Annotated in this window: 3 protein-coding genes; all 3 read right to left on the reverse strand. The window is 59.7% G+C overall.

Annotated elements, in window-relative coordinates; all coding sequences use genetic code 11:
* Positions 1 to 182 (reverse strand): hypothetical protein (locus SPR01S_RS21985; RefSeq protein WP_218016788.1); only part of this gene is annotated, 182 nt, incomplete at its 3' end.
* Positions 183 to 219: 37 nt separating this feature from the next.
* A complete protein-coding gene (locus SPR01S_RS21780) occupies positions 220 to 438 on the reverse strand; it encodes a hypothetical protein (protein WP_157082392.1) in 219 nt (72 codons plus the stop codon).
* A 96-nt stretch (positions 439 to 534) separates the two neighbouring features.
* Positions 535 to 1,137: a recombinase family protein gene (locus SPR01S_RS21000; RefSeq protein ID WP_369405277.1), complete on the reverse strand. Its 603-nt coding sequence runs from the start codon at positions 1,135 to 1,137 to the stop codon at positions 535 to 537.
* Positions 1,138 to 1,207 lie beyond the last annotated feature (70 nt).

The raw sequence follows: 1,207 nt of genomic DNA on the forward strand, positions 1-1,207 counted from the left end.
GGTGCCAGAAGAGGACTCGAACTTTTACCGTCGTGATCGTCGGCAAGGTTGAGAAGCCGTTCTGAGCCGTCTGGAGAGCTTGCAACGATGCCGGTGTCGGTTGGCGCGACGGTGTCGTCGAGGCTCTCAGCGGCCTTTTCTGGGTGATCTGGAGCGGTCTTCGAAGGTGGGTTCCTGCTCATCCGACGAGCCTCCCACAGATCGGGTTTCCGTCAACGATTATCGACGGTCGAAGCCCATGCGAGCCATGCCGGGTTGGAAGCTCGGCAGGTCGGTGACGCCTTTGTTCATCGGAGCCGTCAGGATCGTAGTCGAGACCGGCGACGAGGCGGGCTTTGGCAGCTTCGGGGTTCGACGCAGCGTCAGATATGCGATGATGGCGGCGATTATGCCGACCACGAGAGTGGCGATGGCGATGGAGGTGAGAAGGTCGGCCATTGAGGTTTCCTTGGTGGTTTCCTCCTGCTTACACCCCCCGATTCACCACTTCACGGACTGGTTGCTGCACCACGGCTAACCGGGCTCATTTTTCCGTCACGCAGCCAACGCTCGATAGACCGATGCGCGACCGATGTTCATCGCCTTGGCGATCTCGGCGGCACCCATGCCGGTCTCTTTGAGCGCCTTCACCTTGGCGGGATCGATGCTGACCGGTCGGCCTCGATATTTGCCTGCGGCTTTGGCCTTCTCGATCCCTTCGAGTTGGCGTTCCCTGCGGATGTCGTTCTCGAACGCGGCGACGGCTCCGAGGATCGACAGCATCAATCGACCGGTTGAGGTGTCGGTATCGACGCCCGATTGGTTGAGACATCGGAAGGCGACCTTCTTCTCGGTCAGCCGCTCGATGATGCGATGCAGGTCGCCGACGCTCCTCGCGAGACGGTCGAGTCTCGTGCAAACTAAGGTGTCGCCATCTCGAACGAAGTCGAGCGCCATGGCGAGTTGCTCGCGCTCGTTGGTCGAGCGTCCTGACATCTTCTCCGAGAAGACCTTCTCGCACCCGGCTTGGGCGAGGGCTTCATGTTGGATGTCGAGGCTTTGCCTCTCGCTACTCACCCGACCGTATCCGACCAGCATCTGCGTCTCCGTCTCAATAGGCTCTAAGACGAAGGCTCTCACGGATACCAAAATTGTCACGAAACTTATTTTGGACAGCGAATCCGGGCGTGGTGAGACATCCCGTCAGGGCTTACCTGTTTGAGGCGGA

This window comes from Sphingomonas pruni NBRC 15498, from assembly GCF_001598455.1.
In the GTDB taxonomy this organism is placed as follows: domain Bacteria; phylum Pseudomonadota; class Alphaproteobacteria; order Sphingomonadales; family Sphingomonadaceae; genus Sphingomonas; species Sphingomonas pruni.

Bases quoted from the DNA above. Each gene is read 5' to 3' on its own strand.
- SPR01S_RS21780 (WP_157082392.1), bottom strand. From the start codon at position 438: ATGGCCGACCTTCTCACCTCCATCGCCATCGCCACTCTCGTGGTCGGC.